14 protein-coding genes and 1 tRNA gene are annotated in these 14,152 nt (G+C 61.9%); 7 read left to right on the forward strand and 8 right to left on the reverse strand.

The window, feature by feature from the left end; all coding sequences use genetic code 11:
* Positions 1-22: 22 nt before the first annotated feature.
* Both radC and map read right to left on the reverse strand, forming a co-directional pair.
* Complete coding sequence (gene radC / locus EB235_RS20250; protein ID WP_027029266.1) at positions 23-784, reverse strand: RadC family protein; 762 nt, start codon at positions 782-784, stop codon at positions 23-25.
* Between the two features lie 56 nt (positions 785-840).
* Positions 841-1,668 (reverse strand): type I methionyl aminopeptidase, encoded by an 828-nt coding sequence (map, locus tag EB235_RS20255; RefSeq protein ID WP_027029265.1) that lies wholly within the window; start codon positions 1,666-1,668, stop codon positions 841-843.
* A 198-nt stretch (positions 1,669-1,866) separates the two neighbouring features.
* On the opposite strand from map, the gene EB235_RS20260 reads away from it, so the two are divergent.
* The 4 genes from EB235_RS20260 to EB235_RS20275 all read left to right on the forward strand — a co-directional run bounded on the left by EB235_RS20260 (position 1,867) and on the right by EB235_RS20275 (position 3,574).
* Positions 1,867-2,277 (forward strand): hypothetical protein, encoded by a 411-nt coding sequence (locus EB235_RS20260; RefSeq protein WP_051429580.1) that lies wholly within the window; start codon positions 1,867-1,869, stop codon positions 2,275-2,277.
* A gap of 111 nt (positions 2,278-2,388) precedes the next feature.
* Positions 2,389-2,625 (forward strand): hypothetical protein, encoded by a 237-nt coding sequence (locus EB235_RS20265; protein ID WP_027029263.1) that lies wholly within the window; start codon positions 2,389-2,391, stop codon positions 2,623-2,625.
* A 180-nt stretch (positions 2,626-2,805) separates the two neighbouring features.
* Positions 2,806-3,102 carry a DUF982 domain-containing protein gene (locus tag EB235_RS20270; RefSeq protein ID WP_027029262.1) on the forward strand — a complete coding sequence of 99 codons (297 nt, stop codon included), beginning with the start codon at positions 2,806-2,808 and terminating at the stop codon, positions 3,100-3,102.
* Positions 3,103-3,175: 73 nt separating this feature from the next.
* Positions 3,176-3,574, forward strand: coding sequence for a DUF6074 family protein (locus EB235_RS20275; RefSeq protein ID WP_245268753.1), 399 nt, complete (start codon positions 3,176-3,178; stop codon positions 3,572-3,574).
* A gap of 826 nt (positions 3,575-4,400) precedes the next feature.
* Here the strand turns inward: EB235_RS20275 and EB235_RS20280 are convergent.
* From EB235_RS20280 to EB235_RS20290, 3 genes are all read right to left on the reverse strand, one after another.
* Entirely contained in the window at positions 4,401-5,486 is a 1,086-nt protein-coding gene (locus EB235_RS20280) for an extracellular solute-binding protein (RefSeq protein WP_032925378.1), read from the reverse strand.
* 40 nt (positions 5,487-5,526) lie between these two features.
* Complete coding sequence (gene aguB, locus EB235_RS20285) at positions 5,527-6,417, reverse strand: N-carbamoylputrescine amidase (RefSeq protein ID WP_051429579.1); 891 nt, start codon at positions 6,415-6,417, stop codon at positions 5,527-5,529.
* A gap of 151 nt (positions 6,418-6,568) precedes the next feature.
* Entirely contained in the window at positions 6,569-7,585 is a 1,017-nt protein-coding gene (locus EB235_RS20290) for an agmatine deiminase family protein (protein WP_051429578.1), read from the reverse strand.
* A 96-nt stretch (positions 7,586-7,681) separates the two neighbouring features.
* On the opposite strand from EB235_RS20290, the gene EB235_RS20295 reads away from it, so the two are divergent.
* Both EB235_RS20295 and EB235_RS20300 read left to right on the forward strand, forming a co-directional pair.
* Positions 7,682-8,587 (forward strand): LysR substrate-binding domain-containing protein, encoded by a 906-nt coding sequence (locus tag EB235_RS20295; protein WP_051429577.1) that lies wholly within the window; start codon positions 7,682-7,684, stop codon positions 8,585-8,587.
* An 82-nt stretch (positions 8,588-8,669) separates the two neighbouring features.
* Positions 8,670-8,987: a hypothetical protein gene (locus EB235_RS20300; RefSeq protein ID WP_432431131.1), complete on the forward strand. Its 318-nt coding sequence runs from the start codon at positions 8,670-8,672 to the stop codon at positions 8,985-8,987.
* Positions 8,988-9,986: 999 nt separating this feature from the next.
* On the opposite strand, the gene EB235_RS20305 is transcribed toward EB235_RS20300, so the two are convergent.
* From EB235_RS20305 to phaC, 3 genes are all read right to left on the reverse strand, one after another.
* Positions 9,987-10,061, reverse strand: a tRNA-Glu gene (locus EB235_RS20305).
* A 278-nt stretch (positions 10,062-10,339) separates the two neighbouring features.
* The gene (locus EB235_RS20310) at positions 10,340-11,605 is read right to left on the reverse strand and encodes a YcbK family protein (RefSeq protein ID WP_032925377.1); all 1,266 of its coding nucleotides are present in this window, start codon (positions 11,603-11,605) and stop codon (positions 10,340-10,342) included.
* Positions 11,606-11,821: 216 nt separating this feature from the next.
* Entirely contained in the window at positions 11,822-13,657 is a 1,836-nt protein-coding gene (gene phaC / locus EB235_RS20315) for a class I poly(R)-hydroxyalkanoic acid synthase (RefSeq protein WP_027029256.1), read from the reverse strand.
* Here phaC and EB235_RS20320 point away from each other — a divergent pair.
* Entirely contained in the window at positions 13,657-14,151 is a 495-nt protein-coding gene (locus tag EB235_RS20320; RefSeq protein ID WP_245268752.1) for a hypothetical protein, read from the forward strand. The two genes, phaC and EB235_RS20320, sit on opposite strands and share 1 nt — an antisense overlap.
* Position 14,152 lies beyond the last annotated feature (1 nt).

Raw genomic sequence — 14,152 nt, forward strand, 5'->3', positions numbered from 1 at the left:
GCGACCACGGCTTGGTCGCCGCCTAGATCAGCAACAAACCTTTCATGCTGGCGTATCCCTTGCGCCCGATGATGATGTGGTCGTGCACGCCGATCCCCAGCCGCTTACCCGCGTCGATGATCTCCTTCGTCATCTCGATGTCGGCGCGCGACGGCGTCGGGTCGCCTGATGGATGGTTGTGGACCAGGATGATCGCGGTCGCCGACAGTTCGAGCGCGCGCTTGACCACTTCCCTGGGATAGACGGGCGTGTGGTCGACAGTGCCGGTCTGCTGTACTTCGTCGGCGATCAGCGCATTCTTCTTGTCTAGGAACAGGATGCGGAACTGCTCGCGCGCCTCGAAGGCCATGGCCGAGCGGCAATAGGCGAGAAGCTGCGTCCAGGACGACAGGACCTCGCGGCCATGCACCTCGCCGTGCGCCATGCGCTGCGCGGTCGCCGCGACGATTTTCAGGTCGAGCGCCACCGTCGGGCCGATGCCCTTGACCTCCTGCAGCAGGCCGATGGGGGCGCCAAGCACTTCGGCGAACGTGCCGAAGCGTGCCAGCAGCGCCTTGGCGGCTGGCTTGGTGTCGGCGCGCGGGATCAGCCGGAAGAGCAAGAGCTCCAGAAGTTCATAGTCGGGCAGGGCGTCTGGACCTGCCGAGGCAAAGCGTTCACGCAAGCGGTCGCGATGGCCGAGATAGTGCGGTTTTTCGGCTGGAGCGGGCTTCGCCTTCGCCGCGGGCCGAACCGGTACCTCGGAGAAAAAACTCCGCTCGTCGTCGTCGCTGGCCATCCCCATCTGCCCCCGCATCCAGCCATTACTCGGGCAAAGCGGTCGCCCCAGGTCTTAAAATATCAGGTCGGCAGGCCTGGCCGGTCGAGCTTTTTGGGCGATAGCGTAAAAATCTCGCAGCCGGCGTCGGTCACGCCGATCGTATGCTCGTACTGGGCCGACAGCGAGCGATCGCGCGTCACCGCCGTCCAGCCATCCGACAGGACTTTCACATGCGGCCGGCCGAGGTTGATCATCGGCTCGATGGTGAAGATCATGCCTGGCCGCATCTCGACGCCTTCATTGGCGCTGCCATAGTGCAGGATGTTGGGGGCGTCGTGGAAGAGTTGGCCGACACCGTGGCCGCAGAAGTCGCGCACCACCGAGCAGCGCTCCGCTTCGGCAAAGGTCTGGATGGCGGCGCCGATAGCGCCGGTGCGGGCACCCGGCCGGACCGCGGCGATGCCGCGCATCAGGCATTCATGGGTGACCTCGAGCAGACGTTCGGCGGCGCGCTTGATGGTGCCGACCGGATACATGCGTGAGGAATCGCCATGCCAGCCGTCAAGGATGTAGGTCACGTCGATGTTGACGATGTCGCCATCCTTCAGCGGCTTGTTGTCGGGAATGCCGTGGCAGACGACGTGGTTGATCGAGGTGCAGGACGATTTCGTGTAGCCACGATAGTTGAGCGTCGCCGGCAGTGCGCCGTGATCCATGCCGAACTCGAAGACGAAACGATCGATGGCGTCTGTGGTGACGCCGGGCTCGACCATCGGCACAAGCTCGTCCAGGCAACGCGCGGTGAGGTCGCATGCCTTGCGCATGCCGGCAAAACCGTCCTCGCCATAGAGGCGGATCTGGCCGGTGTTTCGGAGGGGTGCGGTGGCGGCGTCGAGATAGGTGACCATTTTGTCCGTGTAGAAGGGTGGGCGCTGCGGGAGTGCGGGCATAATATCGCATCAGATTTGGCACTTGGGAGCAAAAGGTTCAAGGAAGAACTGCCTGATGCGGCCCGAGCCGCCGGGATATTCGTCTCGCCAGGGCGATCTCTTGCCGGTTTTGCATGGCTTGCTTTCCTTTCCGGCCATCGTGCGCTAGGGCGGGGTATGTTTTGGAGATCGCCTCCCAAGCGCGCCAGATCGTTTGAAGCGCCGCTGACGGCAGCCGGCTCATGTCTGATGGGCATGGTGCTGCTGGCGATGCTGTGCCTCGGCCGGCCTGATGTGCCCGCGTTTGCCGATCCCGCACAGGGCGGCGCCAGCGTCGGCCTGGAACGGTCGGGCGAGGTCGCGGCGCTGCTGCGCGTCACCAACAAGGCACAGGCGCTGGAGGTTCGCGCCGCCCGGCCGGCGCTGGCCAAGTTCGCCGGCGGCCATCCGGCCCTGCCGGCTCCGCAAGCTGTTTTCCTTCGGCTCAACCTGACGTCGCCAGCAGTGTCTGTTGCCGGTTATGGGGCGGTCTCCGCTCCCAGCGCAACCAGCAACCAGCCGCGTGCACCGCCATCCACGCAGGCCTGAGCGGTCCAGAACCGCACGTTCACCTCCTTCCAAGTCATTCGCGTCGCGATCCGTGCGGCGGCCGAGAGCCGCGCATTGGTGGCGTGGCGCGTCATTTTCCGGACCATTGCAATGCAACGTATCAAGACATTCAAAAGCCTGTCGGGTGCGGCCTCGGCCGCTTCGTTTCTCTCGGTTCAGGCCTTCATCTGCATCGGAATCGTCTACTGGGCGATCGCCGAGACGCTCTATCTGTCGGGAGCCGGAGCGCTCGTCCTTGGCGCCATCTTCGCCTTGCCGTCAGCCTATGTTCTGCTGACCGTGGTGCGCATGGCCTTCGACGCGGAGACCGACCCGGCCAACCAGTAATCGCGCTGCCAACTCGGAAAGTTCTGCCGGATTACCTCGTATCCGGCAGGCTTTCCTCAACCATTTGCAGCAAAAATCACCGCTTCCGCAGTGACGACACATTTTCGTGGCACAAACCGGTCAAAGCAACTTTTGACGACGAACGGCGTTGCTTGGCGACGCCAGTTCGGGAGATGCAGGATGGACAGATTGCAATTCGAGGTGCCGGTGCGCATCGCACAAGCCCCCGGCCTGCCAGTCGAGGAGATTTACGGCGTCGAGCAGGCGCTCGATTTTCTCCAGGACTGGCCGGCGCGTCGGCAAGGGCCGGTCTATCAGAAAGCCTTCAACGCCTGTTTCGGCGCCACTGTGGACGTGGTCAAGACCGAGGATGCGTGCCGGGCGTTCATGGCGTTTTGCCGTGTCACCGGGCTGATGGCCAGCGACATGATGGTGCCAGGCAGACGTAGCGGCGAGGCGAAGGCGCTGCAGGCCTGAGGGCCGCTTCGCCCATCCCGATCAACCACTACGCTTCTGAACCAAATTGGCTTGAACGCACTGACCATCTCGGTTGCGGATCGTCGCCTCCATCTTCTCCCACGACGACGCATCGGCGGCGGCGTTAAGCTTCCGTTTCCATATCAGAGGCTACGCCATTGCTTGTTCAGCAATGGTTGATTCGTTGCGTCAGTTCATGGTTGCGAAGATGTCCCCAGAAAAAGTCCGTGCATTCCCGATCGATCGTCAGCTATTCCTAGTCAGAGAAGTTGCAGCCAAGCTCGACAATCTGCATGGCGAGACTGCAGCCTCGTTCTGGCGGTCCAAGGCAGCTGAGCTGCTTGATCTCGTTGTCGGGTCAGGCAGGGACAGAGCGACAGCCAGTGATGAAGTGCGCAGGTTTTTCCTGGCCGTACAGAGAGAGCTGCTGGCCGGAATGGCCGCTGAGACAGCACCAATTCTTTCCGCCTGAAGCAAAGACTGCTCTATCACATTGTGCTGCTTACGCTAATAGCGCGTAAACGCTGGCTCTTGCTGTGGTTTCCTGTGCTTGAGCTGCAACACTGCACCTAATTTGCATCGCCTCTATTCTTGGGAGCGCTCATTGCTGCCGTAATCTTCTAGGTTGCATTAGCAGGGGAAGATTTGTGCCCGGGTGGTGCGAGTCGGGGGGTGATAATGGCTCGAGTATGGGGGCAGAGCGCAGTGGAGTCTCGCGTTGTTTTGGGGTGGCTAGAGCACACGGGCTAAGTCTGCGGGAGTGGCAGCGCGCGCGATGATGGTGCGGCCTTGCATCCTTCACGTCGAACTTGCCGTTCTGGACCTCTGACAAATGCGCCGCTTCGATACATCAAAGTTAAATGCGGACAAATTGCTTCGTTGCTAATGAAGCCGTGGGGGGCTGCTCGGGAGGAGCGCCCATGGATATACGAGATATCGTTGCGAAGATGTCAGCCAAGCTGCTGAAGCGCCGTGCGGATACACTGCCGGTGTCCATTAAGCCGATACGCGCGTCCTTGGCCGACATTCCACGTGGGCCGCGGCAGACGTCGGTGTATCGACCATCGCCTCCGGTTCGGCCAGCCAGCAACATGTAGTTTTGCACGAGCGTAAGGTGCGGGGTGGCAAGTCATCCACGTTGCGAATGGCCGAAATATTTTGCGAATGGCCGAAAAGTCAGTGTAAACCGCGATTCGGCGGATGTGTCAGCACATCGCGCGCAGAAACACGGAGCTTCCTGCTGGCCGTTACCGTGCCGCTGGTCGGCGGTTAAGGTCACGGTCCGCTCAGGATGTTCGCTATTCAAGACCCTTTGCATGGTCCCATGCCTTTGACCACATCCTCAGGGCTTTCTGGTCTAGCGCTTTTGGCAGATGCAAGTGCTTCTGGGCCTCTGCCGATGGATAGAGATTGGGGTCCGCGCGGAGTTTCTCGTCGAGAAGTGCAAGTGCTGCCTTGTTCGCGGTCGAGAAACCGGTGTCCGTGGCGGCGGAAGCGGCGATTTCCGAGCGCAGCACAAAGTCGATGAAGGCGTGCGCGGCTTGCGGGTGCGGCGCGTCGCTCGGGATTGCCAATATATCGGCCCACACCAGATTGCCTTCCTTCGACAGGCGGTAGGTAATGGAGAACGGCCGCTTCGCTTCCTTGGCCCTGATGTCGGCGATGTGCATGTCGCCGGAAAAGCCGAGCGACAGGCAGGCATCGCCTTCGGCGAGGTCGTTGATGTAGCTGGAGCTGTGGAACTTGCGCACGTACGGGCGCACCTTCGCGATCACGTCCACAGCCTTCTGCAACTCGTCGGGATTGGTCGTGTCCGGGTCCAGTCCGAGATAGATCAGTGCCAGGCCCAGCACTTGCTCGGCGTCGTCAAGCATGGTGATGCCGCATGGTGCGAATTTGGCGGCAATTTCCGGGTCGAAAAGCATGCGCAGCGAGTCGACCGGGGCATCGGGCATGATGGCGCGGATCTTCTCGACGTTGTAGCCGACACCGGTGGTTCCCCACATCCACGGCACGCCGTGGGCGCCACCCTTGTCGACCTCGTCGAGGCGGGCGGCGACTGCCGGGTCGAGATTGCCGAGGTTGGAGAGGCGGCTTTTGTCCAGCGCCGCCCAGACGCCTGTCGGCAGTTCGCGCTGCAGATGCGGCGCGAGATTGATGGTGACGAGATCGTAGCCCGAGCCGCCGGTGAGCAGTTTGGTCTCGACCATGTCATTGGAATCGAACATGTCGTAGGTGACCTTGATGCCGGTCTCCGCCTCGAACTTTTCGATGCTGCCAGGCCCGAAATAGGACTCCCAGGAATAGAGATGCAGGACCTTTTCCTCGGCCAGGGCCGAGGTCGCAAAAAGGCATGCCGCGGCCAGCGCGAGCCAATATCTCATCACGTTCTCCCTTGGGTTGGCCCCGATCGGGGCTGTTCAGTCAGGCTTCATTTTTGGCAAGCAGGCGCTCCGGTGTCGGCTCCAGCAGAACGCCGTAGAGATCGGGACGCCGGTCGCGGAATACGCCCCAGCTGCGTCTTGCGGCCGCGATCTCATCGAGATCGAGCGCTGCCGTGATCACGCTGTCGGAGACGCGGTCGGCCTCGGCAAGCTTGGCGCCGGTGTGATCGGCGATGAAGGATGATCCGTAGAAGACGATCTCGTTTGCTTCGCCCTTCTCGACGCCGACCCGGTTGGCGGCGATGACCGGGGTCAGATTGGCGCCGGCATGGCCCTGCATGACACGCTGCCAGTGGTCGCGCGAATCCCAGCCGCGAAAGGATGGTTCCGAACCGATGGCCGTCGGATAAATCAAAACCTCGGCGCCCATCAGCACCATGGCGCGGGCGGCTTCCGGAAACCACTGATCCCAGCAGATGCCTGCGCCGATCCTGCCGGCGGCGGTTTCGAAGACGCGGAAGCCGGTGTCGCCATCGGCGAAATAGAGTTTTTCGGAGTAACCCGGACTGTTTGGAATATGGCTCTTGCGGTAGCGGCCGAGCACCTTGCCGTCGGCGTCGATCATGACCAGCGTGTTGTACAGCCGTGACCCGTCGCGCTCGAACAGCGAAACCGGCAGGACGACGCCTGTTTCGCGCGCCAGCGCCGCCATCCGCGCGATGGTCTTGTGTCCTTCAAGGGTGAGGGCGCGGCTGTTGTGGCTGATATCCTCGTCCATGCAGAAGTAGACGCCTTCGAACAGTTCCTGCAGCACTACCAGCCCGGCGCCGCGTCTTGCGGCTTCACGGACACGGTTTTCCAGCTTGTCGAGATTGTTTTCGACCTCATCGGTGCAAGAAATCTGGACAGCGGCGGCAATCAACTGGCGCACGGCTCACCTCCGGTATTGCTGTTGTGTGGTCTGCTATGAGCCGCTGGCGTGCTCGGCTGGGTCATCCAGCTTCTGGCCGCCTTGATCGCGATCTGAGGCATGAGTGCTCATCCTGCTGCTGCCATGATGGCGTGACGTCGTGTCCACTGCATCACACCGGCTGTTCCTGGGTGATGCAGTGGATGGCGCCGCCGGCCGGCACGACGGCGCCGACATCGATGCTGACGATGCGGCGATCGGGGAAGGCACGGGCCACTGCCGCCTTGGCTTCCTCGCCCGAGCGGCGCCCGAAACCCGGCATGATGACGCCGCCATTGGCGAGCGCGAAGTTGATGTAGGAGCGGGCAAAGACAGCGCTCGTCGCCTCGACGTCATAAGCCTCGGGGATCGGGATGACCTCGAAACTACGGCCGCGCGCGTCGGTCTGGGTGGCAAGGGCGGCAAGATTGTCGGCAAGGATACGGCCGTGCAGGTCGGACGGATCGGGGTTGAATTCGAACATCACCACGCCGGGCTTGACGAAGCAGCACATGCCGTCGACATGGCCGTCGGTCTCCAGGTCCAGCGGATCGCCCGGAAGCCACACCACCTTTTCCAGGCCAAGCATGCGCAACAATTCCTTCTCCACCCAGGCCTTGGAGATGCCGGGGTTGCGGTTGGGATGGAGCAGGCTGGTTTCGGTGGCGATCAGCGTGCCTTGGCCGTCTGATGTCAGCGAACCGCCTTCGCAATACAGGAAGGAACGCAGGATGGACGCGTCCTCGCGGGCGAGCAGCCGTTCGGCCAGCGCGTTGTCCTGGTCATAGGGCTCATGCTTGCGGCCCCAGGCATTGAAGCGCCAGGACACGCCGGCAAGGCCGCCATCGGCCAGTTTCAGGAAGGTCGGGCCGGAATCGCGGATCCAGCAATCGTCGATCGGAATTTCGACCACCTCGATCCGGCTTCCAAGCTGGGCGCGGGCGCCGTCGGCGTGGTCGGGATGCGCCACCATGGTGACAGGTTCGAACTGGGCGATGGCGTGGGCGACATCGGCGTAGGCCCTTTGCATCGCGGGCAGGGTGGTGCCATACATGTCCTGCCTGTGCGGCCAGGCCATCCATGTCCTGGCATGCGGCTCGAACTCCGCGGGTCGGCGAAACTTTACCTGGTGTGCCAGCCTGTCGTTCATCAGCACTCTCCATTCATGTATCGAACTCATTGTTAATCGGCTTCGGCGGCCGTACAACTGAGAAGGATTCCTTAGTCGATTGAATGGAATTCATGAATGGTGAAGTTCCGGCACATTCCGCCGACGCAGTTCCTGAAGGGGTTCGAGGCCGCCTCGCGCCTGGAAAGCTTCAGCCGCGCCGCTGACGAGCTCGGCCTCTCCCAGTCGGCGATCAGCCACCAGATGCGCCTGCTCGAAGGCCATATCGGCCAGCCGCTGTTCATGCGTTTCGGCCGTGAAGTGCGCCTGACGGATGCAGGGCGCGACTATCAGCGCACCGTGCGCCGCTGCCTCGAATTGATGGAGGAGGGGTACCGGAGGCTGGAGCCCTTTCGAAAGCCAGGCAGCGTCGTGATCTACGCGCCGCGCGATTTCAGCCGGCGCTGGCTGCTGCATCGACTGCCGGCCCTGCGGGCGGCGGTGCCGGCCTGCGAGCCTTGGCTCGACACCAGTGGCGCGGCCGTGGATTTTGAAACCATGGAACTCGATCTGGCCATCATCTATGCGGGTGCCCCTCCGGAAGGCTGCGAGAGCCTGCTGATCGCCAGGGATTTTCTGTCACCCGTGGCAACGGCGGAACTGGCCCGCACGCTGCGCACGCCGGCCGACTTGCTCGGCGCCTCGCTCATCCACGACGAACGCCCGACTGGCTTGGCGGACTGGTTGCGTGGCGTCGATGTCGAGCCGAACGGCACTTGGCACGGAACCAATTTCAGCGACAGCGATCTGGCACTCGCAGCCGCCGAGCAAGGCCAGGGCGTGGCGCTGGGCAGCCTGATTTTGGCAGGCGAGGCGATCGCTTCAGGAGAGCTCGTGCAGCCGTACGACCATGTCCTCGATGCAGGGCGCGGATGGTACGCGATTTCCACCCGGGACCGGCTGCGGGATATCGATGTGCTGGGGACTTGGGATTGGTTGCGCGAACAGGCGCTGGTGGTTCCTCCACAGGCCGTGCCAAAATAGTGGCGATAGCGGACTCGCTCGCTGTATCGTGACACCACGACCATTGCGGAACGGCGTCACAAGATGCGAATTTGGTGGCACGATGATGTTTTACCAGGACGCCAACATGCCCATACGTAGGATTATGCTTTGCACGGCAGCGATGGTGATTGCCGCTACAAATCTCGCCAACGCTCGGCCTGAAACGCGCAAGATGACGTGTGCACAGACTCAGGCCCTCATTCAGAGCCAACGTGCCGCTGTGTTGAGCACCGGACCGAACACCTATGATCGCTATGTCCGCCAGTTCGGCAGTGAGTGCGATGCCCCTTACGTGCCGATGGTTGACTATGTGCCGGCCAGTGACGGTCAGTGCATGGTCTATCGCTGCGAAGAGCCTTCGCCAATGGTTCCGAATTGATCGGAGGCCACTGCCGCTTTCCCGACTTTCACCGGTCCTCAAACGCTGGCTGATGCCATTTACTTGAGCTTTTGGATCTCCGGAGCCGGCGTCTGGTCGGTCGCCGGAGCCGGTGTGCAATCCTGGCCCTTGCAGTCGAGGACGGGGTCTTTGGCGGGAGGCAGGCAATTTTGCCCCTCGCAATGAATTGCCGGCGCCGGTTCCGGCGCGGCTTGGGCATTCGGCTGAGCAGGCTGGTCTTCAGCGCGAGCAGCAGGAACGCCTGCCATGCAGGTCATGGTCGCGCACAAGAGCGCTATGCGAAGCAAAGTCATTCTTGCCTCCACTGTGGACGATACGCCGGCTCATTCCGGACATCCGGAGAATACTCGCACGGCAGAATCCGTAATAGCTATTCGCTTGCAGGAAGGTTGTCACCTATTCGGGCCGCGTATGTCCAACGGTGACGCTTGAGCTTGGAACAGATCAAAAGGGTGACCAGACGATGCCCAGACGCATGTCCCGTACGCTGCCACGAAAGAGATCAACAGGGCGGTCACGACGGGTAAACGGTGCATGGCTGGGCTGGTCCTCTTTGTTGCAGACCCGTCTACAACCCTCTGCAACCTGATCGGTTCGTCATAAAATGTTTACCTCGTCGGCATGGTTTACGAATGGTTTAGAGACTTCGACAAGCCGGCTATCGCTAGATTGCGTACGGTCGGACGACTGGTCGCCCCGGATCAGTTTCGGCAAGGTCGAGAAGGTCGCCGACGGCGTTCTCATCGGCGTGACCCGCGGCGAGCGCCTCACTTAAAGATGAAGTACAGCGGTACTGAGCCCCCGCTCGGAATTCCATGACCGTTCCCACATTCAAGTTAGCTAAAATGCAAGTGGTCCCTCGCGCGGCCTTGCCTGCGAGGCTTTCTCATCTGCATCGGATTAGAAGCAACGATTTTGACAACGAAAGCCACCGCCGTCAGCGCTGGTCAAAACATATGGATGTTTTCAGTTGGTTGATGGTACGCCCAAGGGGAATCGAACCCCTGTTACCGCCGTGAAAGGGCGGTGTCCTAACCGCTAGACGATGGGCGCGCTCAGACGAAGCGGCTTATACTGACGTTGTGCGCAACCGGCAACCCGTCAGTTGCTGCCTTGGACAACTTTTTTCCGGGGCTTTGGAAACAAAGGTGGTTCGTCACGACTGCATGGCTGGATCATTAGCGGAGGCACCCCATCGCTTCGCTACTGCTCCCACCCGTGGATGACGAAGTTGTGGACGCTTCGGCTAATCTCGAATGTCTGGGATGGCCCACTGGAACGATGTTCCCGGAACGATCTTTGTCGCTAACAGGCTCCGGACCGCCACTCAGTTAGCCGTCGCCACCACCGTCACCACCGCCGCTACGCCGGCGGCAGCGCCAGTTCCAGTCGCGCTCGGGGCCGACATCGACGTGGACCGAATCTGTGTGGCAGTAGGTGCCGACGCCGCCACGGCCGGGCATGGTCCTGATGTAGTTCGCCAGATCCCATTTGGAGACGCCGGGCACCTGGATGTCGGCGGCGGCGCAGTACATGTGCAGCGAATTCTTGGCGCCGTTGGCGCGGCGGTTGCGGGCCGGGTCGCGATAGCCGGAGGTCACCACCATCTTGCGGCCATAGTGGCCTTCAATCGTCTTAAGCACGCGCACCAGCGACGGCTTCAGGCAGGCGACGTCGACGGTCTCGTTCTGCTTCAGCAGCCCGTTGGGCGCAAGCCTGGCCATACCGGCGGCGGATGCCACCTGGTAGGAGCCGCCCGAACCTTCGTCCTCGTTGAGGTCGACGTCGCTTTCGTCGTCGAGGCCGGACTTGCGCTTGATTTCGAACAGGGCTGTCTGGCGCACGCCGGGTAGGGCATCGCTGCCCGTGATGTGACCGGCTTCGTCACCGGTCGAAGCCAACTGTATCGGCTTTGCCGTGGAGTCGGCGGAGGCCAAGGTGATGATCGGCTTTGCCGGTGCCGCTGGCGCCGGCTTGGGCTGCGCGCTTGGCTGTTCGCCCGATCGCGTGTTGATCAGCGGTGCCGGCGTCGCGGAAGCGGGCGTGGCGCCAAACATTGAGGCTAGGAAGCCTCTTTTCTTCGGCGCGTCGGCTTGCGGCGCTTCGCCAGCTGTCACATAGACCGGATTGTTCATCACCGGTGCGGCGGCCGGCTTCGGCGCGGTCACGGCGGCATCGGCGGCGGCGATCTTCTGGGCGACCGCGTCGGTCTGCTGCGCCGTCTGTACCGGCTGCTGCAAGGCCTGCGGGGTTTGCCCCACGATCGTCTCAGCGCCGGCGGGCGTCGTCAGTGGAAAGGCGGCTTCGGGCTTGGCCACCGGCACGTAGGCGACCGTTTCGGGCAGCGCCGTATCGCCTTCGCTCATCACGGTCGTCTGCGTGGCCGTCGTCTGCGATGTCGAATCGGCGGTTGCGATCGGCTTGCCGGCGGCGGCCGCATGGATGTCCGAAGCGGAGGCATTGTAGCCAGGCATTCCAACCGACATTGTCGGGTCGCCGGCCGAGGTGCAGGAGGCCAGGAGCACGGAGCAGAGCGCGGCCACGATGGCGCGGCGTTCTCCCTTTGCGAGGCTCCATCCTGCTGATTTCAAAGTCAAATTCCCCCTCGATACCCGGTCGGTATATCCTTGCCGCGGCGCCTAAGCATCTCTGTCAAGGTGACCTTTGTCTCCGATCCGGAAACGAGACCTGTGTCAAATCCGCAAGCCTTGAAGTATTTTTGCAATGATTGCCGAATTACGGCTGCTTGATGGTTGACGACACCATTTCGCCCGCTTTTACCGGGCCGTCAACTCACCAGACATTACAGTCCGTTACACACGCACCTTCACATAGGTACCGGGAGCATCGCCCAAGGTTTTCATATGCTTGCCGGGTTTGCGGGCCGGCACGCGGGTGTTGTCCTTGGCCTCTATCCAGCTTTGCCAGTGCGGCCACCAGGATCCGGGATGGTCGGTGGCATGGGCAAACCACTGGCCGAAATCACCTGTCGGCGGGCCGCCGGTCCAGTACTGGTATTTGTTGGATGCCGGCGGATTGACGACGCCTGCGATATGGCCCGATGCCGCCATGACGTAGTCGACCTTGCCGCCGAAATATTTCGAGCCGAGGAACACCGAAAGCGCCGGCGCGATGTGGTCTTCCTTGGAGGCGAGGTTGTAGACCGGGATGGTGACATCGCCGAGCGAGAGCGTGTGGCCCGCCAGTTCCATCGTGCCTTGCGAGAGATTGTTCTCGAGATAGCAGTTGCGCAGGTAGAAAGAGTGATTGGCCGCGGCCATGCGGGTCGAATCGGCGTTCCAATAGAGCAGGTCGAAGGGCAGGGGATCCTTGCCGCGCATGTAGTTGTTGACGACATAGGGCCAGATCAGGTCGCCGGAGCGCAGCATGTTGAAGGCGGTCGCCATCTTGGTGCCGTCGAGATAGCCCTTTTCGTTCATCGACTTTTCCACCGCCGCGACCTGGTCCTCGTCGACGAAGACTTTCAGGTCGCCGGCATGGGTGAAGTCGACCTGGGTGGTGAAGAAAGTGGCCGATCGGATGCGATCGTCGCCCTCCTGCGCCATCAGCGCCAATGCCGCCGCCAGCAATGTGCCGCCAACGCAATAGCCGATCGCGTTGACGTCGCGTTCGCCGGTGGCCTTTTCGATCGTGTCGAGGCCGTATTGCAGGCCCTCGCGGATATAGGCCTCCCAACCCTTGGCGCCGTGGCGTTCATCCGGATTGATCCAGGAGATGACGAACACGGTATGGCCCTGTTCGATCGCCCAGCGGATGAAGGATTTCTGCGGGTTGAGGTCGAGGATATAGAACTTGTTGATCCAGGGCGGGCAGATCAGCAGCGGCCGCTTGAGCACCGTCTCGGTCGTCGGATCATACTGGATGATCTCGGCGACATCGCTGCGGCCGACCACCTTGCCGGGCGTCATCGCGATGTTCCTGCCTATCTCGAAGGGCGAGTAATCAGCCTGGCGCATTTTCAGGTCGCCCTTGCCGGCGGCGATGTCCTCGGCCAGCATCTTCATGCCGCGCACCAGGTTCTCGCCGTTCGAGGCAACGGTTTCACGGAACAGTTCCGGATTGGTCAGGATGAAATTCGATGGTGAGATGGCGTTGGACACCTGCTTGACGTAGAAGCTCGCCTTGTGGCGGGTGTGCTCGTCCAGACCTTCGGCGTGATCGACCAGTTCGGACGCCCAGCGCGAGGTGACGAGATAGGCCTGCTTGAGGAAATCGAAGAAGGCGTTGCGGCCCCATTCCGGATCCTGGAAGCGCTTGTCGCCGCGCTCTGGCTTGACGGCATCGTCGGGAGCCTCGGTGTTGGGGCTGACGCGCTGTATGGCGTTCGCCCACACGGTCATATAGCCGGCGAACAGCCGCGTCTGCGCTTCCAGCGCGCGCTGCGGGTCGGCGAGCCAGTATTCGCTGAGCTTGGAGAAGGTCTTGACCATGTCGACGACCGGTTCGGCGACGTGGTCGCGCAGTTCGCCTTTTTCGCGCGGTTCGGCCCAGGCGGAAGCCGCCTTACCGGCCTGCTCGACCATGCGCGCCATGTTCAGGGCGAAGCGTTCCGGGTCCTTCACCAGATATTGCTCGACGGTCGAAGGCTCGTCATCTTCCGTTTTGCCCGAATCGGGTGTTTTGGACATTGTGCGCGGGGTTCCTCCCGAAGCGATTTCTTGACATATTAACATGGGACATCCGACAGGGTCCAATCCCGCTCTACCTCGGCTGCCAAGGAAACAATATGACGATTAACATTGGCGAGACTGTTTTTTTCGGTGCCGCACGCTTTTGCCGCATCGGCGCGGCGATCGTCCTCGTTGGGATCGCCGGGTGTTCGAGCACGAATACCGGCGGTCCGGTGCCGATGGCAGACACTGCCGGGCCGAAGGATACGGGCACCTTTCCGAACCTGAATATCCCGCCGAAGGTGGCAGCCAAGCAGTTCACCAATGAGGAGCGGGATGCCAAGCTTGCCCAGTTGAAGGCGGATGAAAACCGGCAAGGCGCCAAAAAAGGCGGTGGCCCACCGGTTTCCAACCAGGCGGCGCTGACGGATCTGGCCAAGAAGCATGGCCCTCAGACGCTGAAGCAGATCGAAGGCAAATGCGATCCCGCCCTCGACCCTACCTGCAAATGAG

Origin of the sequence: Mesorhizobium loti R88b (assembly GCF_013170845.1) — a bacterium.
Classification (GTDB): Bacteria; Pseudomonadota; Alphaproteobacteria; order Rhizobiales; family Rhizobiaceae; genus Mesorhizobium; species Mesorhizobium loti_B.

Excerpts from the sequence above, each read along its gene's own strand:
- radC (WP_027029266.1), bottom strand. The coding sequence starts at position 784 with ATGGGGATGGCCAGCGACGACGACGAGCGGAGTTTTTTCTCCGAGGTA.
- map (WP_027029265.1), bottom strand. The coding sequence starts at position 1,668 with ATGGTCACCTATCTCGACGCCGCCACCGCACCCCTCCGAAACACCGGC.
- EB235_RS20260 (WP_051429580.1), top strand. The coding sequence starts at position 1,867 with ATGTTTTGGAGATCGCCTCCCAAGCGCGCCAGATCGTTTGAAGCGCCG.
- EB235_RS20265 (WP_027029263.1), top strand. The coding sequence starts at position 2,389 with ATGCAACGTATCAAGACATTCAAAAGCCTGTCGGGTGCGGCCTCGGCC.
- EB235_RS20270 (WP_027029262.1), top strand. The coding sequence starts at position 2,806 with ATGGACAGATTGCAATTCGAGGTGCCGGTGCGCATCGCACAAGCCCCC.
- EB235_RS20280 (WP_032925378.1), bottom strand. The coding sequence starts at position 5,486 with ATGAGATATTGGCTCGCGCTGGCCGCGGCATGCCTTTTTGCGACCTCG.
- EB235_RS20290 (WP_051429578.1), bottom strand. The coding sequence starts at position 7,585 with ATGAACGACAGGCTGGCACACCAGGTAAAGTTTCGCCGACCCGCGGAG.
- EB235_RS20295 (WP_051429577.1), top strand. The coding sequence starts at position 7,682 with ATGGTGAAGTTCCGGCACATTCCGCCGACGCAGTTCCTGAAGGGGTTC.
- EB235_RS20300 (WP_432431131.1), top strand. The coding sequence starts at position 8,670 with ATGATGTTTTACCAGGACGCCAACATGCCCATACGTAGGATTATGCTT.
- phaC (WP_027029256.1), bottom strand. The coding sequence starts at position 13,657 with ATGTCCAAAACACCCGATTCGGGCAAAACGGAAGATGACGAGCCTTCG.